Genomic DNA, 25,262 nt, shown 5'->3' on the forward strand with positions numbered 1-25,262 from the left:
GGTAATGAATCACGCTTACGAAAGGTATCCTATGACACTTCAGCAGAGGGTTACGGAAACTGTTAATTCAAGGGACAATGTATTCAGGAATATTCCCAGGACTGAAATGATACGGAAAGCAGTGGACAGGGGTGAGGCTGTTGTCAGTGCCTGCGGAGCGCTGTCCACCTGGACTCCTCCCGAATCAACGGGAAGGAGCCCGAAAGACACTCTGATAGTAAAACGGAAATCAAGCCAGGACAGTATCGACTGGACCAGCCCCAACAATATTCCGGTTGACGAAGGTACATTCGATATGGTCTTTGAAGACGCTCTTGAAAAACTCGCGGAAGTACCCGAGCTTTTTATCACCGACAGGCTCATAGGCGCTGATTCATCTTACGCTCTGCCGGTGCATACCATTTCTGACGGGGCTCTGCCTGCTCTTTTCACCGATAATATGTTCCGCCCATGGGTAGATGAAGCCGCTGAGAGCACATGCTTCCGGGATAAGCATTTTACTCTGATAGTTCTGCCTTACCACAAACTTGACCCTTTGAAGTACGAAGGTCGTCTGAGGATTGATCCAAGACTAGGACATACATCAACGATGATGGTGGGAATGGATATGGACCGCCGCATCGGGATCGTCTACGGTTCAGCTTATGGAGGAAGCGTAAAGAAGCTGATGTTCACCGTTATGAACTACCTTCTTCCAACGGTGGATATCCTCCCGATGCATTGCAGCGCTAACGAGGGTGATGATGGTAAAAGCGCCCTTCTTCTTGGACTTTCCGGAACGGGCAAGACAACGCTTTCGGCGGATCCTTCCAGAGCTCTTCTTGGAGATGACGAACACGGCTGGGGAGAAAGCGGAATAGCCAATTTTGAGAACGGGTGCTACGCGAAACTCATAGATCTCAGCGCAAAGAAGGAACCGGAGATATACAATGCCTGTTTTCACGAAGGTGACTGGCTCGAGCACGGCTCGATAATCGAGAACACGATGATGTACACTGACGGGCATTTTGACCTTTTTGACGACAGGCTTACACCCAATTCCAGAGGTTCGTATCCGCTGCGTTACCTTTCCAACATCAAAGAATCATCAGTGGCGGGACATCCATCAACCATCCTTTTCCTTACAGCGGACGCCAATGGTGTATTACCCCCCGTATCGAAACTGAGCCGGAATCAGGCTATGTTCTGGTTCCTGATGGGCTATACCAGCAAGCTTGCCGGAACTGAAACGGGAATTACCGAGCCCGTAAGTACTTTCTCAAGGTTCTTCGGTGAACCCTTCATGCCCAGAAATCCCGATGTTTACGCGTCGATGCTTGGCGAGCGAATGGATCGGTACGGTACGGAAGTCTACCTCATTAATACAGGCTGGAGCGGAGGGCCATACGGAGTGGGTTCAAGGATAGACCTGCCACTCACGAGAATAATGGTAAACGCCGCCCTTTCGGGAATACTGAGAGAGATCAGTTGCCATGAAGACCCTGTTTTCAGAGTAATGGTGCCGGATTCATGCCCGGGATTGCCTGACTGTTCAATACTTGATCCTGTGAATACTTGGGAAAACAAGGAAGCCTACAGAGCCAGAGCCCACAAGCTTGCAACTGAATTCAGGGCGCATTTCGGAAAAGCCTACGGTAACAAGGGTATTTCCGAAGAGATTGCAAGCGAATGTCCAGGGTCAGGTCTTGCATCCGGGCATTATGTATAGTTTAATTTAAGAAGATAACTATATATATGAGTTCAGCCTGCTAGATAATCTGTAGAAGCGCGCTGCGCCTGTCGACAGAAATACGCATTTCCTTTTCAAGATTCATTGCCTTCATCCTGCAGTTGTCCCGTTTTTCAGCATCTTCGGGTGAAATGTTCTTTCTGAGATTAAACATACTGTAAAATGTCATTAATGTATCCGCAAGAGCTGGTTTCATACCGTAATTTTCAAAGATTTCTATTGCATTGCCGAATTCCATACTCCCCTTTTTGAATTGTTCAAGGGAGAAAAAGCGCATTCCAGAAAGCCGATGGATTATTGCCCTGCCTGCGGTTAACCCCATTTCTTCGACAAGGTATTCAGTCTCTTCAATTATTTCCATGATTCCATCTGAATTACCATTTTTCAGGTGAATATCCGCAAGGATGAGAAGCACAGCAAGCAGAAGGCTTTTCGCATTAACCTTCCTTGCCAGCTCCTCCGCTTCTCTCAGTGTGCCTTTGGCGGTTTCCTCATCCTCTTCCTCAATGGAAACCAGGGCAAGAAGCATAAGTGAACTTGCCTCTTCACGTTCAAATGATGACTTTCTTGAACGTTCAAGAGCTGTATTTCCAAGTTTTCTGGCTTTCTCCGATCTGCCCATTGCAAGATTGAGGACACCAAGCTGGTAGTGCGCGAGAAGTATATCATGAAGGGCGGGGAGTTCCTCAGCCTGGAGTCTGTACCTCTCCGCGGACTCAAGGGCTTTTTCAATCCATCCCGTTGAACTGTAGACATTGGACATATTACCGCTGGAACTCATGCATAACAGCTTATCACCAATTTCATTTGAGATGACCAGTTGTTTATTGTAGGAGTCAATTGCCTCGGCATACTCACCCAGTTTGTTTGAAACCAGGCCGATATTGCCATAGGTAACAGCCATTTCTCTCTTCATTTTGTGTTCAAGAGCTATATCAAGAGCCTTGAGATAGTACTCTCTGGCTTCAGTGTAGTCGCCATTCGCCCAGTGGACAGTGGCGATAGTATTGTAGGAAAAACCGCGTTGATGGGCATGTTCTGCTTCTCCGTAGCCATGCATATTTTCGGCAAGGTTGACAGCCTTCAGGGCTTTCTTCATAGCCAGGTCATTATTACCCAATACGCAGTAGGCCCATGCCCGGAAGCATTCAATACGTGTGAAAAGGACGTTGTGCCTTCCCGGGTTCTGCAGCAGCATTTCTTCAGAGTTGTCAAGTAATTTCATAGACCTGTCAACGTCCCCGCGGGTGTAATGTATCTCGGCAATCGCTACTGAGATATCAACTTTCATGCCTATTTCATCTGATGACTCCATAGCCTGGCTGTAATATTCGAGAGCCTTATCGTACTTTCCTATTCTGTCATTGATCTTTCCGATATATCTACAGCATTCCACAAATTGATCCGGCTTGTGATCCGGGTGGTTTTCAATAATGTGAACAGCATCCTGAAAGTGCCTGATGGCGTTCAGATTTCGGTATTCCGACCAGGCCCTTTCACCTGCCATAAAGCTGTATTTCAGTGCTTTATCCCATTCTTCCGCAGTGCGGAAGTGATAGGCGAGTATGGAACACAACGCTTCAAGCTGGTCTGGATGCAGTTCCTCGAGTATCAAACCAATGGCACCATGGATTTTCTTTCTCCGTTTTCTCAGAATGGAATCGTATGAGACGTCTTTTATCAGTGTATGCGAAAAAACGAACTCCAGTTCTTTCAACTCCGATTGATACATAAGACCTGCGCCGGTGCAATCCATGAGGCTATCATGAACATCCCGCCGCAAGACCGTTCTGACGATTTCTTCTTCGAATCTGAAACCCGCAACACTGCCAATTCTGAGGCATTCCTTCGCCTGTATTTCCAGCCTGTCTATCCTGGCCATCACCATTGAGAAAATATTACCCGGCAGTTTATCGTCACTGTAAAGACTGGTTCTTACCCATGTATTGTCCTTCATCAGAATTAGTTTTTCCTCAATAATGTAGAGCAGGAACTGCATGAGATAGAATGGGTTTCCATTTGCTCTTTCCAGAATAAGGTTTTCTATTTCCTGCTCAAGAGATATACCATTAAGAATATCTATCATCAGCTTATTGGTTGCATTGTATCCCAGGCCTTTAAGGAGCATCCTGTGAACCGGGAATTCATCTTCTGCAAGCAGTTCTCGTTCTTCGGGTCTTTTTGAAAGAACGAAGGATACATTACCGTCTGTGTATTCAAGCAGTTGTCTGATAATGTATTCTACCGCTTCAATGTCTTCATCTGATGCATTGTGTGTATCTTCGAGAATGACGCATACGGGTTTGCGGTGAGATTTAATCATCTCGCAGATTCCATCGAGCAGATTCTCCTTTCTCAGTTTTGGAGGCAGTGTGTCGTAATCCGAATCCGGGTAGCTTAGAGAAAACAGCATCTTTCCCAGGAAAACCTCCCGTTTTGAAAGGCTGCCGCCTGAATCATCAAGTTCATGGACAAGGTTCTGAAGTTTTTTCCTTCTGATTTCAGGTGAATCATTATCCAGCATTCCGGAAAGATTTCCAATTAGTGACGCAAACAGGTCGTTTGTTTCTCCATGTTCATGGGAGGTTCCATGAAGTACGCAATAATCCTTTTCTTTCATACGTTCCGAGAGTTTTTTCAGGAGGCTCGTCTTACCTATGCCGGCATCGCCTTCGATTTCTATAACAGATTTTCCTTTAATTATTGTCGATGAGATTTTGGAAAGCTCTTTTTCTCTTCCGACGAAGGGGTATCTGTCGCAGGAATCTGTTCTCCGCGCAACCGGAAAATACCGCCTGACTGAGCCTTCCTTGCCCTTAAGCATGATACTGTCCATAAATTCGTATTCGAAGTGATTACTGGACATCCTGTATACTCTTTCAGAAACTGCTATATCTCCAGGCCCGGATGAATCTGCCAGACGGGCTGCAGTATTCACAACATCTCCAATAACGGTGTATTGCCTGCACCACGAATTGCCTATTACACCCGCGAAAGCATAGCCTTCGTCTATACCGGTTCTTATCTGAAAGTTTCCCTGGTTTGATAGAAGACTGTTTATCTCCAGGCTTGCCTGAACTGCGTGAAGCAGATCATTTCCGTAGGAGCAAGGCGCTCCAAAAAGCAGGAATATCCTGCTTCCTCCAACAAGGATGTTGTCTACCATTTGAACAACACCTCTGTATTTTTGTGCGATATTCAGGATTTCAAGGTAGAGTTTCTGGATCTGGCTGCGGGGAGGTGCTTTCTTATCGTAACCTGAGAAGTTGACGAATACAGCTGTTACTGATCGATGCTCACCCTGAAGATTTCCGGTGTCAGGTGAGTAGAACGAGCTGTCCTGGTAATCAGGAGAGATGAAATCATCGAGTAAAACATGTGCCCCTGATCGAACAACAACCGTCTCTCCCTTTGCCGCGTTATCCTCGGCTACAGCTATCTTTTCAATAATATCACCTGCAAGGAAAATGCGGGCGCTCTTGCGGTTCCCTATGATAAATTCAGCCCACGATCCGTACCCAAGAACTATTTTAATACTAAGTCCGCACATCCCGGAGCTGGTCTTCAGCTTCCTGAAGTTTTTCATTTCGCGCATCATTAAATTCGCGCACATGGATGAATCTTCTCCGGGTTGAAAACGCACAAGGATGGAATCTCCCGCGGAGGAGATGACAATACCCCCGTGTTTCCTTACGATTTCATACATCGCACGGAAGTAACCGTTAAGAATCTCCGTAAGATTTTCAGTGCCCTTCTTGCCTTGAAGTGACAGTACCTCAGTCAGTTCAGTGAAACCTGATATATCGGCAAGCAACAGCGAACCGTTGTAAAGATGCTTTCCATGTTTTATCAGAGCTATATCTTCTGGAATGAATGGATTCAATTTGCAATTCCTCGGTTAATACCCAGATATCAATTTTGAATACTGGAAATGTGGTCTGCCGGCTCTAATTGAAACCGGAATATTCATCCATTGCGGAACTGCCTAATAATAATAAATTATATTGCAGTTGTTACAAGGTATGGAAGGAAAATAATATGGCTGACAGAAAAGTGTCCGAGAGAACGATAAGGCGTTTAAGCCATTATGCCCGTTGTCTGCGCGATGCCAGGTCAAGGGGGGATAGCACGGTTACATCCAGTTACTTATCCAGGCAATGCGGCATTTCTTCTGCAGCGGTAAGAAAGGATTTAACCGTTTTCGGAGAATTCGGAAAGCAGGGCTCAGGTTACGATGTGGATGATCTTCTGGCACAGATTGAAAGAATCCTGGGAACTTGTGATTCGCCTTCAATAATAATCATCGGTGCCGGTAATATTGGCAGAGCACTGCTTGAATCCGGCCTGGAGTGTACGGGAGGATACTCCTACTCGGCTATTTTCGACATAGATCCTGATCTGGTTGGTACGCGATGTGCGGGGCATATAATAAAACCCATTGATGATATCCGTAGTACGGTATCAGGTTACGAGCACTTTATCGCGGTAATAGCGGTTACAACGGGAGAAGGACAGAAGGTTGTTAACAGGCTTGCAAAGGCAGGATGCCGGGCTATGCTGAGTTTCAATCTGGAACCGCTCGAATTGCCGGAAGGAGTTGAGCTGCGCTATATGGAGATGTCCACCGAACTGGATATGCTTACCCATTCCATGAAGACGTAGCCACTTTTCCTCGGTTAATAATCTGTTATCTTCAAACCGGAGGAAATACAATGAAGGGGAGATTTCAGCTCTATACCGGAAACGGCAAGGGTAAGACCACAGCAGCGCTTGGGCTTGCGGTAAGAGCCGCATGTGCGAATTTGAATGTATACTTCGGGCAGTTCATGAAAGGCCGGGATTACTCGGAACTCTGTCTGCCTGATCGTTTTCCAGGTCTTATCACGATGGAACAATTCGGTACTCCCAGGCTTATATGCAAGGGGGAGAAACCTTCAGAGGATGATATACGATCCGCCTCAGATGGTCTCAATAAGATAAGATCAGCGATGAAATCCGGTAAATACAGTATTGTTATTGCGGATGAACTGAACGTTACTGTTTATATGGGGCTTCTTGATAAGGATGATGTGATGGATTTCATTGATCAGCGGCCGGACGGTGTAGAACTTGTGCTGACTGGACGCTACGCCCCGGAATGTTTTGTCGAAGCAGCTGACCTGGTAACGGAAATGAGGGAAGTAAAACATTACTACAAAACGGAGAAACTGCTGGCCCGAAAAGGCATCGAATCCTAGGGTCAGGTCTTGCATCCATGCATTATATACTATTTAATTACACTATTAGATATATAACATAGTAAGGAGAATGAAATGAAAACTGCTGTTATAATCCTGGCTTTGTTTACCACCTTCGCTGTCGCATCTGAAAGAAGTGATCTTGAAGTATCTTTCGGTGGTGGTGTCTGGATGCCATCTCTGTTCGATTCAGATGCCAACCTTACTCCTGGACTCGCAATAGTTGCTTCACTGCAGATCCCACCATCATTGGGGAATTGCTTCATTATTGAAGCTGGATACCTTAGCGCAGGTTCTGACAACACTAACTACAGCGGAGTAAGCGGTATCCCCCTTACAGTAGGGTACAGAATGTATCCCTTCTTCAGAAGATACGCAGGTCCTCGTGGAATTGAACCACTTCTTGGTATATATGGCGGAGGAATGCTTTTATGGGACAGTCCTGAAGGCAGCAACGATAAAACGAGTACCGGAGCCGGTATAATCGGAGTTGAACTTGGCGCAAGAGTACATGTAGGAGAATCAACTTCCATTGATCTTGTCGTGACTCCGGAATGGGTGCCGGCAGGTTCCGCGCTGGCTGGAGAAACAGGTAAGGACCTTTCCGGCCTTGAAGTAACCGTATCTGTATCGTTCTGAACGTACAATTACGAATCAGAACAGGAACAAGAAGTACGATGCGCTTCCGGGCCAAGCTGGCCGCAGGCAGCGGCAATGTCACTTCCCCTTGAGCGCCTCAGTGTAACCGCCTGGCATCTGGGGTAAAGGTAATGCATGAATCGGTTCACCGATTCATCATTGGGCCTCCTGTATGGAACACCTTCAATCGGATTGTAGACGAGTAGATTTATCTTGCATTCAATATCAGCGACGAATTCTACTAGGGCATCAGCCTCAGGGATTGTATCGTTAATGCCTGCAATAAGGCAATATTCCAGCGTTATCCTTCGACCTTTCAAATTGCAATAATCCAGTAGATCTCGCTTAATCATTGAAAGCGGTAGAGCTTTTGATACAGGTACAAGCTTCAATCTGGTACTTTCCACAGCACTGTGAAGAGAAACCGCAAGCCCATACTGGGCATCCAGTTGTGCCAGTTTTGCGATACCGCCGGGTATTCCCACTGTTGACACGGTTATTTTTCTGGCGCCGATACAAATACCCCTGTCATCGGTCATTATGGATAGAGCATCGCTGACAGCCGGGAAATTGTCCATAGGTTCCCCCATTCCCATTAAAACAACGTTGCTTATTCGCGAATGGGTTCTGTTCTGCAAACCGTACAGTTGAGCCACTATTTCATCGGTTCGAAGGTTACGTCTGAATCCTCCTCTCCCCGTTTGACAGAACTTACAGCCGCATTTGCAGCCTGCCTGGGTCGATATACATGCTGTCAATCTCGGCGGGTCCGGGATAAGAACTGATTCTATCACCTCTCCGTCTTTCAGGAGAAAGGAATGCTTTGCAGTTCCATCATCTGCAGTAATAGTATTGACGGTCTCAAGGGCTGTTATCTCACCGGTTCGGTCAAGCTCGTTTCTGGCAGCCAGAGAAATGTCGGTCATCTGATGAAATGAATTGATCCTTTTCAGGTGTATCCAGGAGAAGAGCTGTTGCGCCCTGTACGGTTTCATACGCAGGTTAACTGTTACCCATTTTTTCAGATCATTATATATAAGACCGGTTACCTGTTCTTTTTTTGAATCGTTGCTCATGAGTGTGCAGGCTTTCCCTTCGACCATTGTTGATAGAGTATATATATAACATATGGAATTTGCATTTGAATTATTGAGAGGATAATTATGGAAAATCGTATTGGTATTATCGGAGGATCGGGAGTCTATTCTTTTGAGGGAGTTAGAATAGAGCAGCAGTTGAATACTGAAACTCCTTTTGGAAAACCTTCCGCTCCGCTTCTTCTGGCTGATTATAAGGATATCCCGTTGGTGTTTCTGCCACGTCATGGAGAGGGACATACCCTTTTGCCTTCCGAGGTTCCATATGCAGCTAACATATACGCACTGAAGCATGTAGGAGTCCGGCAGCTTATATCCATTTCTGCGGTGGGCAGCCTTCAAAATGAGTATCACCCGAGACATTTTGTCATTCCCGATCAGATTTACGATCGTACCAAGGGTATAAGAAGATCCACCTATTTCGGTGGAGGAATGGCTGGTCACGTTGGATTCGGTTCACCATTCTGCAGGGACCTTTCAGATATACTGTTCAAAGCGGCCGAAGACGCTGATGCTGTAGTTCATAATGGTGGTACACTGGTTTGCATGGAAGGTCCCGCTTTCTCAACAAGGGCTGAGAGCGAAGTATACCGCAGGCAAGGTCATGCGGTTATTGGAATGACGACTATTCCAGAGGCAAAGCTTGCAAGAGAAGCAGGTATATGTTATGCAACTATATGCATGGTAACGGATTACGATGTATGGCATGAAACAGAAGAAGACGTTTCTGTAGAAGCGGTAATAGCAAATGTCAGAGTAAATACTGTCCGTGCCAGGAAGACGATTGAAAATGCTCTGCAGGCGATTGATATCAATAAGACTGATTGTTCCTGCTATGGTGGAAAGAGCGCAATTAAGGAAGCAATCATGACTGCTCCGGAACACCGAAGCTACCTGGCGAAGGAGCATCTGAAGGTTATTCTCGAAAGATAATTTATTCAATGAAACAGCTTATTTCAGAGATAGGGGAAAGAGGGCTGATAAGGAGACTCAGGAAAATATTTCCCCAGCTTTCCTTTATTGGAGATGACAGTGCTGTGTTGTCAGAAATTCGTTGTCCTGTTGTTACCACTGACAGTTTTTTTGAAGGTACCCATTTTTATCGATGGTGGGCCCCTCCACGTATACTTGGAAGACGGTTGCTTGAAGCCGCATTGTCAGACATAGCGGCAATGGGGGCAAGAGCCAGGTGGGTCTTTGCCGCTTTGGCCCTTGACCCGGGAATGAAAATAAATTGGATAGAGGATTTCTATAGAGGATTGACCGAGCGTGATGATATTATTATCGCGGGTGGGGAGACGGTGAGGGGAGAGCGCATGGGAATTACACTCACGATAATTGGTGAGGGAGAAGAACCAGAAACTCTCCTTAGAAGATATTCCCTTCTTCCTGGTGATAATCTATGGGTAAGCGGCTTAATCGGCCGTGCGCTTGATGCGCCCTTATTACTGGAAGAAATTGGTGGATTTGAAGGTGATGATCTAAACCCCCGAAGGAAAATCATCTCCGATGCAGAACTGGTTCAGCTCAGGGATTTTCTGCAGCCGAGAGCGGAGCTGGAACTTGGAATTGAACTAAGACAATTGGGAGTTAGGTGCGCAATAGACATTTCTGATGGGCTTATTTCTGAAGCAGAACACCTTTCTCGCGAAAGCGGAGTTAATGCAATACTTGATATAAGTGAGTCCATGTTCTACGATTCTGTGAAGGAAAGACCACTGGCTGCGTCTGCAGCTGGAGAAGATTTCAGTTTATTGTTTGGAGCAGCAGACGGGCTTGATTTTTCTTCAAAAGGGTGTTTTTTAGTTGGGCGGGCTGAATCCGGGAAGGGAGAAGTGTCCGTATTTCTTGATGGAGACAAAGCTAATATCAGTTCAACGGGATACGATCATATGGAGGTTTGACAAATGACTGATTCATCTGAATCAAAAGAATTCAAGGTTTCCGGCAGCGATCTTCTTGAAAAAATGAAGGAACTTGTTCACCAGGGAAACGTAAGGCACATACTCATTAAGAATGAAGCCGGTAAAACGCTGATAGAGATTCCCCTGACAATGGGAATTCTCGGAGTTGCGCTTATCCCGGCCTATGCCGCAGTCGCTGCAATCGCAGCGCTTGCTGTGAAATGTACTATTGAAGTAAAAACTTCAAAAGATCCGGACTGAATGCTAATACCTCAATAATCGGTTCTACAGAATTCTCGGATAGAATCTGAAATACTCAGTAGTTCCGATCCTGTACAGTTTCCGAGAAGGGCAGCTTCATTCACTATTTCATTCCCAACGAGTATCGGTTATTGTATTGGCATCATAACAAGAATGCAGGAGGTACATCTTTGAACGCCCAGATGATAATACATGGTATTCAGGCAATTGTTCTGGGTTTATCTGTTGGCCTCATTCTCCTGATTATCCGGAAGCATGCTCCCGGCAGCAAATTGAAACTGTGGGTACTTCTTGCTGGAATCGCTGGCGCAGCATATCTTGTAATGAAAATGTTCGGTGTTCCAGGGGAATCCACATTCTCAAAGATGGCCCTTGCGGCCACCATCATGCTTTCTTCGAACATCATGCTGCAGATTCTGAACCTGCTGTTATGGGACTATCTTTTAAAAAAACAGGTTGATGTTCATATTCCAAGGCTTGTAATAGATATCATCAATTTCATAGTACTTGCGATTGTGGCTGTTGCCCTTCTGAACGGAATATTCGGAGTTAAACTTACAGCGTTCCTTGTAACATCCACTGTGCTTTCGGCAGTAATCGGTCTTTCTCTTCAGGATATTCTGGGCAACCTCTTTGCCGGGCTGGCTCTTCAGATGGAACGGCCCTACAAACTTGGTGAATGGATAAATGTTGGTGATGAAGAGGGGGTTGTTGTCCAGATGAACTGGAGAACACTCAGCATTCGAACAAGATCCGGTGACCATGTAATAATTCCGAACGCAACGGTATCCAAGGATATCGTAACGAATTACTCCCGTCCCGACAGGAATCATATGTGCCGGATATCGGTTGGAATGGCTTATGCCGATCAACCTGGAAAGATGAAAAGGATAATTATTTCGATTCTGAAAAAAATGGATGGAGTTCTTGATGCTCCATCACCAAGGGTATTCCTCAGTAAATTCGATGATTACTCCATTATTTATGATGTCAGGTTCTGGATAAGTGAATATCACAGGAGGCCGGAGTTAGAGAACGCAGTGAGAACTCGAATCTGGTACGGTTTAAAGCGTAACGGCCTGACTATCCCGTTCCCCATAAGAGATGTGACAATCAGGGAGGTATCTGCCGAACAGGAGGACAGGGTAAACGAGAATATGAAACAGGATGTTATCCGTGAACTCAGGAACATCGAACTGTTCAAACCACTGTCTTACGATCAGATAGATGAGCTTGCTGCAAATTCATCAAAACTACTGTTCTCCAAAGGGGAACTCCTGGTTCAGCAGGGGGATTCCGGTGACTCCCTTTTCATTATTTCGGACGGTGAAGTGGAGATATCCGTTTCTGACAGCACTGGAAGAAGAACCCATCTGGTTGATCTTCACAGGGGAGACTACTTTGGTGAAATGAGTCTTCTTACAGGTGAGCCGCGTTCTGCTTCTGTTACCGCTATTTGTGAAACTGAAGTGATAGTCGTTGAGAAGAGTGGAATGGCTGAATTACTGGAGCAGGAATCTTCGATTCTTGAACCTCTTTCCGCCATGCTTGAGAAGAGAATGGAAGACCTTTCAGGAAGAGTAACAAAACAGACGGGAAAGAAAAAGAGCGTGGAACAGCCTGACAGAAAGGAGCACCTGATTGGTAGAATCAGGGATTTCTTCGGCATAGGATAATAAGGGACGGAGGGAATTTATTTGAATATGCTATATAAAAATAGTATTATGTCATAATATTCGCTATTTTGAAATAAATTCCCTCCGTCCCTATTTAAAAGATGACCTGGCTCATGGCGTAGTAAATAGCCATGAGGGAAGAAAACACCGCACTCGAAAAGAACCTCCACTTCAGAGGTATATTATTTTGTATCACATAATTCGCTGTGAATGCCACAGGTACATTTGCAGCGAATGAAAAGAACCCGAGGCTGAGAAGACTCAAGTTTATACTGCTCCAGCTGCCCTGCAGTATCTGAATGAACAGAAGATGGCGTGCTATCCAGATCGGATTGAAATAGAGAATGGCCAGGCCGGCTCTCGACAGTGAGCCCCGCAGACCGTTTATACCTGCGGTTTTCGTATCTATCCATCTGAAGTAATTAGGGATTTCAAAGGCGTAAACGGTACCGCCGATGATCATCATTCCCAGCATTCTTACGAGTGAGAATTCTGACATAAGAATAGATGCGATAGTATCCCCGGTGGAGTATATGAGAAGTCCCTTTAGAATGTCAGTTCTGCCGTACCTGAGTTTCAATATCCGCTTCTCTAACGCTTTTTATTCAGAAGCAGCAGAAGCTTCTCGTTAGTCAGTGGAGCTGAATACACCGGCGGGATTTCTCCGTTACATGCTTTGATTGCTTCGAGAATCGCGAAATATGTACCTATCCCATACATGAAAGGAGGTTCTCCCACAGCCTTGGAATTGTATACTCCAGCGTTTGGGGAAAGGCATTCCAGGAATTCAATATCCACCTTATCCGGAGTGAAGTAGATATCAGGAATCTTGTAGGTTGCGAGGGAATCTGACAGCAGAGCATCAGTTTCAGTATGATATTTCAGTTCTTCCATTGTGACCCAGCCGATTCCCTGGAGAAGTCCTCCTTCAACCTGTCCTTTATCAACAAGGGGATTTATGCTTTCTCCCGCATCGTGAACGATCTTTACTGAATCCACTGAGAATGTCCCCCTGAGCCTGTCAATAGTAACTTCGGTAATGGCTGTCCCTGCCACATGGTAGGCGAAGGGACGGCCCTTTTCGATGGATTTGTCGAAGTACAATCCCGGTGTTGCGTAATGGGCCTGCGATGAAAGGCTTACCCTGGCAAGGTATGCGAGGTTCACGAGCTGTTCCCACTTAAGGCTTGTTTTTTTTCCGTTAATAAGTACTGATTCATCCGCAATTTCTGTTTTGCAGTCATCAGGTATGCCGAGATGTTTTCCGGCATGAACCAGAAGACGCTCAAGAATATTATCGCAGGCTATTCTTGTGGCATTGCCGTTCATGTCCGCCGCTGAGCTTGCCGCAGTGGGTGAGGTGTTGGCTGCCCTGGTAGTGTTGGTGGATTCAAGCTTGATTCTGGAAAGGTCTATCCCAAAGGTTCTTGCAGCTACCTGGGCGATCTTCGTATTGACTCCCTGGCCCATTTCAACAGCTCCGGTGCTGATCCCCACACTTCCGTCGGTATATACATGTACAAGGGCGTTAGCCTGGTTCAGAGAAATATTCGTGAAAGAAATCCCGAAACAGACAGGCATGAAGGATACACCTTTCTTGAACATCACGTTACTGCTGTTGTAATTCTTTACCCTTTTTCCTGTGTTTTCCTTACGGTACAATCCATCAGCCTGTTTCCATGATAGTCTGATCTCACTTCCCTCGTATGCCATACCGAAGGGGAATATGTTACCTTTTTCAAGCAGGTTCTTTTCCTGTATTTTCCGGGGGCTGATTCCTATTTTCTCCGAAGCACTGTAAATCGCCGACTCAATAACGAACATGGCCTGTGGTGCCCCGAAACCTCTGAAAGCTGTATTGGGCGGAAGGTTTGTTTTGCAGCAGATACCGGTGGCCTTTACATTGGGAATAAAATAGGCGTTCGTTGAATGAAACAGTGTTCGTTCAAGGATCGCTGTTGAAAGGTCTGATGCCGCTCCTCCGTTCTGATAGTATGTAACCTCCCATGCTATCATAGTGCCGTCGCTTTGAAGGCCCAGCTTGAAGTCGGAACTGTAGGGATGCCTTTTTCCTGTCCATGTTATGTCTTCATTCCGGTTCAGTACCAGCTTTACCGGCCTGCCGGTTAAATGAACACCCAGGGCTGCCATAACGGCCCAGGGTGTAGCCTGGTCTTCCTTGCCTCCGAACGCTCCCCCCAACCTGCCGATGTCAACTTCTATCTTGTTCATTGGTACGTTCAGAACTCTGGCAGCGATTTTTTGCACGAATGTAGGACCCTGAGTTCCGGAAGTAATCCTTATGCAGCCATTTTCCGTAGGAATGGCAAAGGACCCCTGTGTTTCAAGATATAGATGTTCCTGTCCTCCCGAATCGGCACGTCCCTCAACTACGCAGTCGCACTCTTTCCATGCCTTTGAAACGCTGCCCATGGAGAAAGTCCTCGGGGGCGCTATCAGCATACATTTCTCAAAGGCTTCCCTTGGATCGATAACCGATGGTAACTTTCTCGTTTCCAGCCTGATAGCCTTAACCGCCTTCCTGGCCTTCTCCGGTGTATCCGCCAGAACAACTGCGATAGGCTCTCCGATGAAATGCACTTCTTTCTCGGCAAGAAGAAGTTCATCCATTATGATGTTGCCTATCTGGTTTTCACCCGGAATGTCTTTCGCTGTGATAACAGCCTCTACCCCCGGTATTGATAATGCTTCATCAGTTTCCAGAATCTCTATCTCACCATGTGAAACGGGGGAGACCAGAACTGCCGCATGAAGGATGTCTCGTGGAAGCTTGAAGTCGTCTACGAACAAGGAACTGCCCCCTACGTGCAGAAAAGCGTCCCGATGTTTCATAATAATTTCTCCCCATCGACAAATTCGGGGAAAAGTTCAACAAAGTGGGCTGCGATGAGCTTTCCAAGAAGCAGTTTCTTGTACACAGCGGAACCGCGTACATCATCTATGGGGCTGATTTCATCGCATGCAGTACGAACTGCGATCCTGGCTGTATCCGTGGAAATATTCATTCCCTGTAAGGCAGCTGAGGTTCTGGCAAGATAGAGGGGAACAGGAGCAACGCCTCCCGCGGAGATGTCAGCTTTCTCAATTATCCCGTTGCTTACCCTGAGCGCTGCGGCAGTGTTGATGGAAGCTATATCGAGATGTTTTCTCATGGCGACTTTTTCGAAATTGAAACTCATTGATGAATCTGGCGCGTTGAATTCAAAACTTTCCAGCAACTCTCCGGCAGAAAGATCCAGAACCTTGTAACCTCTGAAGAAATCCTTCAACATCACTTTTCTCCGTTTAGAACCGTCCGTTATTATCAGCCTTGCGTCAAGGGCAAGGAAAACAATGGTAAGATCGCCAATGGGGGATGCGTTAACGATGTTTCCTCCCACAGTAGCCCTGTTCCGGACCTGAGCAGAGGATACGAGTTCTAACGCTTTGTGCAGATTGCCAGTACTACAGAATACTCGAGAATCGATGATGTCAGTAATGGTTGTGGCAGCTCCAATGTTAATCCTGTCATCAGTTATGGATATTCCATTCATTTTTTTATTTTCTGATAAAAACATCAGATCAGCATTCTTCAGCTTTTCAGCTTCTACTGAGAAAAGATCCGTTCCGCCTGCAACTACTATTTCGTGTTCTGAAACGCCCTCGTGGGGTTTTTCGGATCCACAGGTATCGAGGACTTGAAGCTTCTCTTTAATTCCGAGAAAATAGGGGGGAAGCATATTCTTTTCTACAAGCCATTCAAGATGCTCGCGGGAGTAGCAGCTTCCGGCTGGGGAAGGTCCGATTAGTCCGGATATATTTTTCGCGGCATTCCTTATAGATACGTATCCCGTACACCTGCAGATGTTTCCGCCTAAAGAACCTGCTGCTCCCGTATCGAAAGGATCTATTGTGTTCAGAAGGTAACCTGTAAGGGACATGATAATGCCGGGTGTGCAGAAACCGCACTGGGAGGCGCCTTCCTCTACGAAAATCTTCTGAATGGAAGAAAGCCCATCCTTCGGATTAACCCCTTCGATGGTTACAAGATGTCTGCCCCGGAGTTCCCCGACAGGAAGAATGCAGGAATTCACAGCCATATATTTGATCCCCTGCTGCAGTGGTATTCCCAGAAGTACGGTACAGGCGCCGCAGTCACCTTCCCTGCAGCCTTCTTTCGTTCCAGTTAATCCGGCTTCCGAGCGAATCAGATCAAGTGTAACTGCCCCCGGAGGAAGCTTCGTTGAGTAATTTTTATCATTGAGAATGAACGATATCATTTTCCCCCGATTCCATTGACTGTCCTGAGTATAATGATGTTATGAAGATGGCGGTATTTCCGGATAGAATTTCATCAGCTTCTCTTCAAGTTCACTGCAGGAAGCTTCAGCGCATGCGTATATTTCATCGGCTCTGTTAAACTCAAGAATCCCAATATTCTTGAGTTCAGGTTTTATGTAAACGTCAGGCCCGCCTGATTTCATTCTGGCCTTTACAATTGATTTCTGCATTATATCGAACATGTCCAGAATTGCCTTGACTGCGTTTGGCGGGCTGTCAGATACGGATTCTGCATATCCAAGAACATCCACAGCAACAATTAAATCGCATTCATCCAGAACATCCCAGGGAACCGGATTCACACCTCCACCGTCAATTAAGATTTTATCTTCATATTTAACAGGAGTAAAAAGCCCTGGTAGTCCCATACTTGCTTTGACCCCCTGCAGAAGGTCCCCGGAGGAGATGATCACCTGGCTTGATGCCCAGAAATCTGTGGTCACGACCTTCAGCGGGATCTCAAGTTTATCGAAATTGTCTATCTTAATTGCATCGTAAAGATATTTCATAATCGAATCGCCTTTGAAAACCCCCGGTCCTATGAAGTCGATATCCAGGAGTTTTACAAGCCTCCTGATATCCTTGAGTATTTCTACCGGGGAATCGTTCTTCCTGATGATTGTATCCTGTACCAGTCTGCGAATTTCCGAGCCGCTCAGACCTGATGCATACAGAGCCCCCATCACAGCACCTATGCTCGTACCCGCGATGCAGCATGGCTTGATTTTCATTTCATCAAGAAGCTCAAGAATTGGAATGTGCGCAAGCCCTCTCGCTCCACCGCCGCCCAGGGCAAGGCCCAGCCTGATACTCTTCTTTTTACCGTCCGGCGTTTTCCTACCGAGAAGACTTCGGATTCTATTCGTCAGGTAATTACTCATTCAGATTTCCGTCCGGTATTGAGAGTTTATACTGAACAATAACATAAGCAATTGGATCCCGATTGGACGACCACCAATACAGAAAATCCTGAGTGAGAATTCCTCTGTTTATTCTACAAGAATGATTTTACAAACAGCAGAGTAATTGCCTGATAAAAGATGACACAGATATACACCAGAGAAAGCACTTGCAATAACAACAAGATGAACACTGATTACCTGACCAGTAAGGAAACCGGATGCACTTCCATCTGCAGTATTTTTCCAAAAGCTCAATGAAGTTTGCATGCTCGCGTGGGGGTATAAGTATATATCAGGCGTTAATCTTTGCGGCAAACTCAGCGATGTTCTCCTTCTTCAGATCAGAAAAGCTTTTCTTAGCGCCCATGATGAACCGTATGGCGATTCTATCCATGAAACTAGCTTTCTCAAAATGAACCTCCTGTCCGAACCACCCGGCCGCGGTTGAGTGATCGATCAGCTCTGACGAAAAATTCTTATTGATGATATTCAATTGCTTTTCTTCGTTCTTTTCAGCCGCGCAGATGAACAGACCAAGTTTCTTTTCAAGCAACTCCGCTTCGAAATCCCGGCAGAATTCCTTAACCTCTTTCTGTATGTTTCCTACGTAAATGGAACCGCCAACCAATACAGAATCGTATTCATCAAGAGCCGGCAGATCATCATGACCAAGTCTGACAAGATCCGTCGAATCCTGAAGTTCTCCGGCAAGAAGTTCTGCTGCGTTCGCAACACTGCCATACTTCGTCGCGTAGATTATCAGATTCCTCATGTTATTTCTCCACAATCTTAGCTATATGGTTAATATTCCCCCAGGACTGCTGCGCACCATGCGAATGATCTGGCTCTTATTTGATCATCGTTCTTGAAGATAACAGCGTAATCGCTGAGTATGGATGAAAGTTCATACATGCTGATAAATTCGGAGAAAGGGCTTTCCTGAAAGTGTTCAACGGATTCAAAAGTACAGCACCAGTTCATATTGCAGGAAACCCGCTCGAACGCTGAACAGGCTTCTTCGTAGTACTGCATCGCGCTCTGAATGTTTCCTTCCTTAAAAGCGACTATGGAGGCGGTATGAGCCGCGATAAGAAACTTGCAGGACATCTCTTCATTGTTGTAGTACCTTGCGGGATACATGACAGTATCCAGGGTTTCAGCGGCCTGTCCGATCTCACCTGTTTCGAGGAGTGAATCCACCAGCGACAGTTGATCATCTGAATAATCCTCACCAGTTGTACCAACAGGAACAAGGATCAGGGTTTCCGCATCCCAGATATAAGAAATAGTGTTAGTTGACGTGCTGAAAGGATACTGCGAGGCTACTACTACAAGATCTTCCTCCTCATCGAACCAGGAGAATGTCTTTACCGGATTCATGAACATTCCGAAGGAAGTTGAACCAAGATACAGAGTATCTTCCCCATACCCGATGAGTGCGAGTTCAGGCCCATCCGCCGGTTCACCTACAACGAGAAGGTCAAGATAATCCAGTCCTTCAGGCAGGAATTCCGCGGGGAAATCCTGAACGTTTATCACGTCCGAACCGCCATTATTAATTATCCATTCCTCCAGATAGAATCCGGGAACTTCAGCAATGGATTGTGATGTACAGAACAGCAGCATTGTCAGCATAGAGAAGTTGAACAGTGATGAGCAGAGTGTTTTTTTCATAAGAACTCCTTTATCAATATACTGGTGGAATTCTCGGACTAGAGCGAGAATAACCACATCCAAAAGTACAAGAGTTGTAACAAACGGCTGTTCTGTGAATACTTTATGACGCGATTTCTTCATTGTTGACATTCTCAAGTCAGGAAATGATTCAAGTTCATTGAGGAATTCTTTTTCAGCAAGATCATTCGGTTTCATACAATCATCTCGTATTACTTAATTTAAAATGTTACTCTACAATTAATATTAACTGACACCTTATTCGGTTGCGTATTTAGAAGTATTTGTATCAATAAATACATCTTGCCGTAATGAGCCGCACCTGTTAAAACATACACGTATAGTCATCAAAATAGTAAGCACTACGCTTATTATTGTACTGACCACAATTGCAATCATGATCATAATTTGATATTTAATAGCTACTTCAGGGCTTGCGCCTCCAAGAATAACTCCTGTCATCATACCGGGAAAAGCGACTATTCCCATTGTTGCCATAGAAGCAAGTGTAGGCTTTAACGCAAGTTGAACACTATCACGAAGATACGGAAGTAATGCCTCATAATGAGAAGCTCCAAGCGACAAAACATATGAATAGTTTTTTGTATCCTTCTTCAGGTTTTTATAGAAAGTGGTAATGCCAACAATGTTGCCCCTGAGAGAATTACCAAGAAGCATACCTCCAAGAATTATCAGATACCTTGCGTCAAAAACATTAGTAAGGGGAATAACAAAACTGTTCAAGTAAAAAACAACGATAAAAGTTGCAATGGAAAATGATACAAAAGTGGCTACAAAAATCCTACTGATTTTTATAGTGGAACCTTTTATAGCAGAATATACAGCAACTGTAATCATGATTGTTAACCACAGGATATTGACAAATGAACTATTCCATAGAAACAGATATTTAAGAAAAACTCCAATTAAAATTAGTTGAATGGACATTCTTGTAACAGAATATAAAAGGGGCTTAATTAAGTGTAGACCAAAATATACGCAAATTATTACAGGCAAAGTCAATAATAGGAATACGAGTCCTAATGAGAATATGGTGATATCTACAGTTTCCATTTTCCCTCCTCCAGGGCAAAAACCTTAACAGAAGGGTTCTCAAGCCATACAGGATCATGGGAAATCACCAAAGATGTCCAGTCTTTTCTTTCAAGGAAATAGTCTGCTACTTTTTTCTTGAGATGCTTATCAAGAGATGAAGTGATCTCATCCAGAAAATAAATGTTTCTTTCTAGTAAAACAGCAATTACAACAGCTAAACGCTGCCTTTCGCCACCGGACAAATCCTCGACATCCTTATTAAGGAAATCACTGGTAAGCTCAAAATATTTTGTAAGATCATCAACTTTGCCTTTACTGAAATCCAGATGCGTATTCGTTTTTAGTCTAGAAACAAAACCAAGCAAGTCAACAATGTTTCCAGCGCCTATGCTTACGTCTTGATCAATATAGGCTACTAATCTGCGAATATCCCATATGTTCTTTTCATCAACACGCATTCCATTGAAGATAATTTCTCCTTCGCAGGGATTGATAAATCCTAAAGCAAGAGAGAAAAGAGAACTTTTCCCTGAACCTGATTTACCAAGGATGACAACTTTATCTCCCTGATGTATCTCAAAAGAAAGGTTTTGGATTACTGTTTTGCCGTTGAAAGATAGATGAATATCGTTAAATTCAATCATAGTATTCCTTATATGTACACCGTGCAGGCTGTTGAACAAGCCTTACCTGGTATCCAGTATATCTCTTATCTTCTGGCGAAGAGCAGTGAGACTGAAGGGTTTCTGCAACAGCTCCTTGTCGCCTTTTTTTACGTCATCAGGCATGATCTCGCTTTTCATATAGCCGGTCATATAAAGGATACCGCCGTTGAAACCATCCTCTTTCAGCAAAGAAGCAAGAATTACGCCGCTGATGCCAGGCAAAACAATATCGGTAAGAAGGAACTGGAATTCATCACTGTTGCCTTCAAAGATTTTCAATGCTTCTTCCGCCGATACGGCAGACACCACCTTGTAGCCCTCTCGGGAAAGGTATCGCTCAACTATGCCTCTCAGGGCTTCATCATCCTCCACCAGAAGGATGTTCTCGCCTTTGCCGGATTCGGAGTTTTTTTCGGTCTGCTCCTCATGGTGAATATGTTCTCCCTCAACCCTGGGCAGATATACCATGAAGGTTGTACCCACAGCGGGTTCACTGCTTACCTCAATAACTCCGTTGCTCTGTTTAATTATACCGTACACCATGGCAAGGCCGAGGCCGCTGCCTTTTACACTAAGCTTGGTGGAATAGAAAGGTTCGAAGATACGAGCCTGTGTATCTGCGTCCATTCCGCATCCGGTATCGCTGATAGAAAGTTGCATGTACTGACCTGGATGAAGATCGGGATTGGTCACCAGTGAGTGTTCGTCAATATCAACGTTGCCAATCTCGATAGTGAGTTTACCCCCTGATCTCATGGCATCTCTTGCGTTTATCACCAGATTGACGATTACCTGTTCGATCTGGCTTTCATCAGCGAAAACACATCCTGCGTCCTGCGGAAAGGATGTAAGAAGCTGAATATCCTCGCTCAGCAGCCTGCTCAGCATCCTCTGAAGTCCTGATACGATCCTGCCCAGGTCCAGAACCCTCGGCTGCAGTATCTGCTGCCTGCTGAATGCAAGAAGCTGCTTGGTGAGTAGAGAGGCTCGATCGGCGGCTTTGCGTATTCCCTCGGCATCCGGTCGCATGGGATGGGTTCCAGGAATATCTAAAAGAATGAATTCTGTATGACCCTTTATCACCGTAAGCAGGTTGTTGAAGTCGTGTGCGATCCCTCCCGCAAGCCTTCCGACAGCATCTAGTTTCTGCGACTGAAGAAGCTGAGCCTCAAGTATCTTCCTGTTGGTAATATCCCGCACCAGAGACTGGATACCCTGTGAAACACCGTCCCGCTCAACGACAGCAACACCAACCTCAAGCCAGATTCTGCCCCCACCTTTCTTAAGGCCTTCGAACTCGAATCTGTCGGGAACGTCCTCACCGGAAAGGTACCGTGTGTGGTAATCCAGAACCTTTTCTCTCCATTCCGGAGCAACACATCTGAAAGAATCCATATTCAGAAGATCATTCCGGGAGTAACCGAATATTTTCAGGAAACGGTCATTGGCGAAAAGAATTTTGCCCTTCTGATCATCAATCATTACCCCGTCAGAGATATGCTCCACCATCCTGCTGAGGAAATCGTTTTTTTCCTTAAGAAGTTCCTCAAGTTCCATGTTTTTCTTAAGAAGTTCTTCCTTGTGGACACTTATCTCCACATTGGCTTTCTTAAGCGATTCAGATTGTATCTCTATGAGGTGTTTCTTTTCTACTAGTTCAGTATTCTTAAGACGGTGAATTTCCGCTTCATGTTCAGCTTTCTCCGTCTGGTATTTAACATCTATCTCTGCAATGGCCTTGCTTTTCTCCAGATTGAAGAGTTTTCTCTCCAGTTCACTCATCCTTCTGTGATATTCAAGTGATTTCTTGAAATCCTGTTCCTTCTCGTAAAGCTCGCTGAGAGAATGGCATCCCTGCATCATGAAATCCAATGCTTCTGACTGTTCAGCTATTTCAAGGCCCCTGTTCAGATATTCACGGGCATCGGTGTAATTACCCAGCTGAACATTACTTGTACCTATATTGATGTAATTGCCGGCAAGTGATCTCAGTTCTCCCACCTGTTCGCTGAGTTCCGCAGATCTCTTGAAGCAGGCGATTGCCTCTTCCAGGTTATCGTTCTTATAGTGGAGGATGCCAATATTGTTGGTGGCACTTCTGATCGTTTTTGTATCATCCTCTCCTATGGCCAATTCCAGTGATTTTGTCAGGTGCTTCAGCGCTTCTTCGTCTCTGTCTGAACTGAGAAGAACCAGACCAGTTGAGTTAAGGTTACTTGCGAGCTGTTTCCTGTCGCCGAGTTCTTCGTAAAGTGCCCTGCTTCTACCAAGATACTCAAGGGCATTTTCCTGTTCAGCACTTGAGTGATATACCTGAGCGATGTTTCCAAGCACTTTGGCCACACCCTGCTTTGAATCAAGTTTTTCGAAAAGAGAAAGAGCACTGTGAAGGTGTTTCAGGGCTTCAGCATGAGTAAGCTGACCAAGACAGGCTCTGCCAAGTGCATTCAGAGCTTTTGCTTCCAGCAGTCTGGACCCGGTGGATACCGATAGACTAAGGGCTTCTTCCGCGTATGAACGGGCTTTAGCAGGGGATACCTTGCAGTTCCTGAGGGAAAGATCTATCAGTAGATCGATACGCTCCTTATCGGTTACCGATCTAAGTCTATCTTCCAGCGCCTGTATCGAATCGATCATAAGAGCTGATTCCCCCTAGTTGATTAAGCAATAGAAAAGCTAGTTTCCAAAAATACCGTGATTCGCTCACAACATGGCACCATTTTTTCCAGTTACCTCGGTTTTTCAACTTTAACTGATGATAATACCTGCCACTCTGCCCGGTCAATTCCACGGATGACAGAAGCCCTGGAAATGATGAAACAACAGATGGGTGCTATCGGGAAAGCGTATTCCACACTGAATGAACTTACTTCCGGTATCTACTTCCGGCGAATGGGGGTTGGGAATTTCATAGATATCCATAGGTTTGCAGTAATTGATTAGTAAAAACAACCTGGGAGAAATATGTTAAGTAGAGATGAGAGAACAGAGAAAAAGATAGATAACAAATACAGGATTCAAATATTCGAATTAATGTTCGTTCTTGCTGTTATATCCGGATGTACGTTCCCCGTGAAGACGGATACGTGAATTCTCAATATCTTTTCTGTTAGTTCTCTTCTATGAGTTCAAGGATATATACGCGCGGATAGTCAGCTGGGTTATGATCCCATCCCAATATTCCGGATTCTGATACCTCTATGTTCCAGTATCTGGCGATTGCAGGGAGAGTGGTCTCTACAGATGTTACGAATGAACCATCCCTTGAATCAAAAAGATCAAAAACAGGTGCAGCAGTTTCTCCTCTACCTGTTTTAACCCATATTCTGCCATCTCTATCCACACCAACCAGCAATCCGGCATTTCGAATAGAATCTGGTTCCCAGTTTGCACTCAGTTCTGTTATTGTTGATTCACTGCCAGGTCCTGGCACCATTATTCCGGGACGCGCTACATCGAATTCTTCTTGGGTCATCGCTGTGATCTCCCAGGGGATTTCTGTATAGAAAACAGTATCACCCTCAGGAGAGAAGCCTGTGATAGCATATTCTTCTGTGGATGAAGGGCAACAGAAGAACATTCCATCAGATGAGGTAGTGAAATTGTATGAGATCCTATCGTTCGATTGATGAACGGCATAGTTTTCCAGTAATACAAGATCCGGTTCTGTAGAGTCAGACCAAACGCAATACTCCGAACCACTGAGAACTCTATCCTCTTCTTCATCGTAGTAGTAATTTATCCGCTTGCCGATAATCGAACCGGTTACACCTTGCTCAATGGTCATGGGTGCCATCGGATAGAAACCAATCAATTCCCGTTCTAATGAGCCTGTTGAATTGAAGAACACTACTTTTCCTGCATGTATGTCGGATACAGCAAAACCTCCGTTGGAAAGTGCTGTGATAGAGAATGGAAGCAGGAATTCACCCGGTCCGCTTCCGCCTGATCCCACTTGAGATATAAACTCACCATCTTCTGAATAGAGAAGAACCTTCTTCCTGTACATGTCAAGAAGAGCGATGCGGTCATCGTTCAGATATGCAGCATCAATGATTGTGCCAAATACATAATTGGAATC

At 45.2% G+C, this 25,262-nt stretch carries 20 protein-coding genes; 8 read left to right on the plus strand and 12 right to left on the minus strand.

The genetic code is table 11. From position 1 onward, the window contains the following. The first annotated feature begins 31 nt into the window (after nt 1-31). Nucleotides 32-1,708: a phosphoenolpyruvate carboxykinase (ATP) gene (locus K8S15_01985; protein ID MCD4774802.1), complete on the plus strand. Its 1,677-nt coding sequence runs from the start codon at nt 32-34 to the stop codon at nt 1,706-1,708. 40 nt (nt 1,709-1,748) lie between these two features. Here the strand turns inward: K8S15_01985 and K8S15_01990 are convergent, their stop codons facing one another. Further along, nucleotides 1,749-5,612, minus strand: a complete 3,864-nt coding sequence (locus tag K8S15_01990) for an AAA family ATPase (protein MCD4774803.1) — start codon at nt 5,610-5,612, stop codon at nt 1,749-1,751. A 155-nt stretch (nt 5,613-5,767) separates the two neighbouring features. Here K8S15_01990 and K8S15_01995 point away from each other — a divergent pair, with 155 nt between their 5' ends. The 3 genes from K8S15_01995 (at nt 5,768) to K8S15_02005 (ending at nt 7,605) form a co-directional block, all read left to right on the plus strand. After that, on the plus strand, nt 5,768-6,391 hold the full coding sequence (locus K8S15_01995) for a redox-sensing transcriptional repressor Rex (GenBank protein ID MCD4774804.1): 624 nt from the start codon (nt 5,768-5,770) through the stop codon (nt 6,389-6,391). Nucleotides 6,392-6,441: 50 nt separating this feature from the next. Beyond that, nucleotides 6,442-6,966, plus strand: coding sequence for a cob(I)yrinic acid a,c-diamide adenosyltransferase (locus tag K8S15_02000; protein ID MCD4774805.1), 525 nt, complete (start codon nt 6,442-6,444; stop codon nt 6,964-6,966). A 75-nt stretch (nt 6,967-7,041) separates the two neighbouring features. Beyond that, nucleotides 7,042-7,605, plus strand: a complete 564-nt coding sequence (locus K8S15_02005) for a hypothetical protein (protein ID MCD4774806.1) — start codon at nt 7,042-7,044, stop codon at nt 7,603-7,605. Between the two features lie 8 nt (nt 7,606-7,613). Here the strand turns inward: K8S15_02005 and rlmN are convergent, their stop codons facing one another. Continuing rightward, entirely contained in the window at nt 7,614-8,681 is a 1,068-nt protein-coding gene (gene rlmN, locus K8S15_02010; GenBank protein MCD4774807.1) for a 23S rRNA (adenine(2503)-C(2))-methyltransferase RlmN, read from the minus strand. 87 nt (nt 8,682-8,768) lie between these two features. On the opposite strand from rlmN, the gene mtnP reads away from it, so the two are divergent. The 4 genes from mtnP to K8S15_02030 all read left to right on the plus strand — a co-directional run bounded on the left by mtnP (nt 8,769) and on the right by K8S15_02030 (nt 12,543). Next, a complete protein-coding gene (mtnP, locus tag K8S15_02015) occupies nt 8,769-9,635 on the plus strand; it encodes an S-methyl-5'-thioadenosine phosphorylase (GenBank protein ID MCD4774808.1) in 867 nt (288 codons plus the stop codon). 8 nt (nt 9,636-9,643) lie between these two features. After that, a complete protein-coding gene (locus K8S15_02020; GenBank protein ID MCD4774809.1) occupies nt 9,644-10,606 on the plus strand; it encodes a thiamine-phosphate kinase in 963 nt (320 codons plus the stop codon). A gap of 3 nt (nt 10,607-10,609) precedes the next feature. Beyond that, entirely contained in the window at nt 10,610-10,867 is a 258-nt protein-coding gene (locus K8S15_02025; protein MCD4774810.1) for a DUF4342 domain-containing protein, read from the plus strand. Nucleotides 10,868-11,037: 170 nt separating this feature from the next. Beyond that, nucleotides 11,038-12,543 (plus strand): mechanosensitive ion channel family protein, encoded by a 1,506-nt coding sequence (locus tag K8S15_02030; GenBank protein ID MCD4774811.1) that lies wholly within the window; start codon nt 11,038-11,040, stop codon nt 12,541-12,543. Nucleotides 12,544-12,637: 94 nt separating this feature from the next. Here the strand turns inward: K8S15_02030 and K8S15_02035 are convergent, their stop codons facing one another. From K8S15_02035 to K8S15_02080, 10 genes are all read right to left on the minus strand, one after another. Continuing rightward, nucleotides 12,638-13,126, minus strand: coding sequence for a hypothetical protein (locus tag K8S15_02035; GenBank protein MCD4774812.1), 489 nt, complete (start codon nt 13,124-13,126; stop codon nt 12,638-12,640). A gap of 8 nt (nt 13,127-13,134) precedes the next feature. Continuing rightward, complete coding sequence (locus K8S15_02040) at nt 13,135-15,396, minus strand: molybdopterin-dependent oxidoreductase (GenBank protein MCD4774813.1); 2,262 nt, start codon at nt 15,394-15,396, stop codon at nt 13,135-13,137. Beyond that, complete coding sequence (locus tag K8S15_02045; protein MCD4774814.1) at nt 15,393-16,823, minus strand: FAD binding domain-containing protein; 1,431 nt, start codon at nt 16,821-16,823, stop codon at nt 15,393-15,395. Before K8S15_02045 ends, K8S15_02040 begins: the two co-directional genes overlap by 4 nt. A gap of 39 nt (nt 16,824-16,862) precedes the next feature. Next, nucleotides 16,863-17,765 carry a patatin-like phospholipase family protein gene (locus tag K8S15_02050; protein MCD4774815.1) on the minus strand — a complete coding sequence of 301 codons (903 nt, stop codon included), beginning with the start codon at nt 17,763-17,765 and terminating at the stop codon, nt 16,863-16,865. A gap of 313 nt (nt 17,766-18,078) precedes the next feature. Then, nucleotides 18,079-18,558, minus strand: coding sequence for a flavodoxin domain-containing protein (locus tag K8S15_02055; GenBank protein MCD4774816.1), 480 nt, complete (start codon nt 18,556-18,558; stop codon nt 18,079-18,081). Nucleotides 18,559-18,587: 29 nt separating this feature from the next. Then, a complete protein-coding gene (locus K8S15_02060) occupies nt 18,588-19,658 on the minus strand; it encodes a hypothetical protein (protein MCD4774817.1) in 1,071 nt (356 codons plus the stop codon). 60 nt (nt 19,659-19,718) lie between these two features. After that, complete coding sequence (locus tag K8S15_02065) at nt 19,719-20,534, minus strand: ABC transporter permease (GenBank protein MCD4774818.1); 816 nt, start codon at nt 20,532-20,534, stop codon at nt 19,719-19,721. Continuing rightward, a complete protein-coding gene (locus K8S15_02070) occupies nt 20,522-21,160 on the minus strand; it encodes an ABC transporter ATP-binding protein (GenBank protein MCD4774819.1) in 639 nt (212 codons plus the stop codon). Before K8S15_02070 ends, K8S15_02065 begins: the two co-directional genes overlap by 13 nt. A gap of 42 nt (nt 21,161-21,202) precedes the next feature. Beyond that, a complete protein-coding gene (locus K8S15_02075; protein ID MCD4774820.1) occupies nt 21,203-23,818 on the minus strand; it encodes a tetratricopeptide repeat protein in 2,616 nt (871 codons plus the stop codon). A 472-nt stretch (nt 23,819-24,290) separates the two neighbouring features. Then, a partial coding sequence (locus tag K8S15_02080; GenBank protein ID MCD4774821.1) for a 6-bladed beta-propeller occupies nt 24,291-25,262 on the minus strand: 972 nt, incomplete at its 5' end.

The sequence above is a fragment of the Candidatus Aegiribacteria sp. genome, from assembly GCA_021108005.1.
Lineage (GTDB): Bacteria > Fermentibacterota > Fermentibacteria > Fermentibacterales > JCC-6 > Aegiribacteria.

Bases quoted from the DNA above. Each gene is read 5' to 3' on its own strand.
- K8S15_01985 (MCD4774802.1), top strand. From the start codon at position 32: ATGACACTTCAGCAGAGGGTTACGGAAACTGTTAATTCAAGGGACAAT.
- K8S15_01995 (MCD4774804.1), top strand. From the start codon at position 5,768: ATGGCTGACAGAAAAGTGTCCGAGAGAACGATAAGGCGTTTAAGCCAT.
- K8S15_02000 (MCD4774805.1), top strand. From the start codon at position 6,442: ATGAAGGGGAGATTTCAGCTCTATACCGGAAACGGCAAGGGTAAGACC.
- K8S15_02005 (MCD4774806.1), top strand. From the start codon at position 7,042: ATGAAAACTGCTGTTATAATCCTGGCTTTGTTTACCACCTTCGCTGTC.
- rlmN (MCD4774807.1), bottom strand. From the start codon at position 8,681: ATGAGCAACGATTCAAAAAAAGAACAGGTAACCGGTCTTATATATAAT.
- mtnP (MCD4774808.1), top strand. From the start codon at position 8,769: ATGGAAAATCGTATTGGTATTATCGGAGGATCGGGAGTCTATTCTTTT.
- K8S15_02020 (MCD4774809.1), top strand. From the start codon at position 9,644: ATGAAACAGCTTATTTCAGAGATAGGGGAAAGAGGGCTGATAAGGAGA.
- K8S15_02025 (MCD4774810.1), top strand. From the start codon at position 10,610: ATGACTGATTCATCTGAATCAAAAGAATTCAAGGTTTCCGGCAGCGAT.
- K8S15_02040 (MCD4774813.1), bottom strand. From the start codon at position 15,396: ATGAAACATCGGGACGCTTTTCTGCACGTAGGGGGCAGTTCCTTGTTC.
- K8S15_02045 (MCD4774814.1), bottom strand. From the start codon at position 16,823: ATGATATCGTTCATTCTCAATGATAAAAATTACTCAACGAAGCTTCCT.
- K8S15_02050 (MCD4774815.1), bottom strand. From the start codon at position 17,765: ATGAGTAATTACCTGACGAATAGAATCCGAAGTCTTCTCGGTAGGAAA.
- K8S15_02055 (MCD4774816.1), bottom strand. From the start codon at position 18,558: ATGAGGAATCTGATAATCTACGCGACGAAGTATGGCAGTGTTGCGAAC.
- K8S15_02060 (MCD4774817.1), bottom strand. From the start codon at position 19,658: ATGAAACCGAATGATCTTGCTGAAAAAGAATTCCTCAATGAACTTGAA.
- K8S15_02065 (MCD4774818.1), bottom strand. From the start codon at position 20,534: ATGGAAACTGTAGATATCACCATATTCTCATTAGGACTCGTATTCCTA.
- K8S15_02070 (MCD4774819.1), bottom strand. From the start codon at position 21,160: ATGATTGAATTTAACGATATTCATCTATCTTTCAACGGCAAAACAGTA.
- K8S15_02075 (MCD4774820.1), bottom strand. From the start codon at position 23,818: ATGATCGATTCGATACAGGCGCTGGAAGATAGACTTAGATCGGTAACC.